The organism is Collinsella aerofaciens ATCC 25986 (assembly GCF_964259375.1).
In the GTDB taxonomy this organism is placed as follows: Bacteria; Actinomycetota; Coriobacteriia; order Coriobacteriales; family Coriobacteriaceae; genus Collinsella; species Collinsella aerofaciens_BO.
Window position 1 is genome coordinate 1 of record NZ_CAXVJM010000043.1, and the last position, 797, is coordinate 797.

The 797-nt window shown below is 69.9% G+C and carries 2 protein-coding genes; both read right to left on the reverse strand.

Translation table 11 applies throughout. The features are described from left to right. Nucleotides 1–205, reverse strand: a 205-nt coding sequence (locus ACEXKH_RS09635) for a type II toxin-antitoxin system RelB/DinJ family antitoxin (protein WP_373573946.1), incomplete at its 3' end; no start/stop codon positions are given. 10 nt (nt 206–215) lie between these two features. Beyond that, nucleotides 216–797 (reverse strand): IS1595 family transposase (locus ACEXKH_RS09640; RefSeq protein ID WP_373573947.1); only part of this gene is annotated, 582 nt, incomplete at its 5' end.

Here is a 797-nt window from a genome sequence, read left to right on the forward strand (position 1 = left end):
GCGTCTTGACCCTCATCTCGAACGGCATCCCGCCCTCCCGGACGAGCGCCCTGAGGAACGCGTTGACGGCGGTGGACATGGACAGGCCGAGCTCGTCCAGGATGGCCGTGGCCTCCCTCTTGACCTCCGGGTCGATGCGGATCGTCGTGGCCGGTATGTTCGACGGCATGGCCTCACCCCTCCTCGTGTATCGCGGTGCGACCATTCTACCGCCTCTATGCGGCGGGCGCGGCCCAGTAGTCCATGTAGGGCGGCTCCACGTTGAACATGTCGCGGACGCGGCTCCTGCAGACGCCGTGCGCGAGCTGCCGCGCGACCGTGCGCCCGGCGGCGCCGGAATCGGTCGCCATGAAGGTCCGGCACCACCTGAACCAGGCGAGGTAGGCATCGAGGTGCTTCGTCGACACGCCCTTGAACGGCTCCATGAAGGCGCCGAGGAGCGAGTGGACGGCGTTGACCCGGTTGATGGTCCCCCCGGAGCGGTCCTTGGGGTCGTAGGCCGCGTGCGCGGCGACCTCGAGCTCGGCGAGGACGCCGACGTAGGCGGCCGCCCTGTCGGTCGCGACGACCGAGCCGGCCGCGATGCGGCCCCTCAGCGCGTCCATGGCGCGCTCCCTCGAAAGGGCGCCCCGCCCCGTGACCTCGAGGAACGTCTCGTTCGAGTCGTTCACTCCGGTCATGACGCAGATCCGCTCGCGCGACAGCCCGCGTCTGTGCACCTGCTTGCCGCGGTGCCGGGAGGGGCGCGGCATCGTGAACGACCCCTTCGCGTGGTTGCCCTTGAACGACTCGGGGAA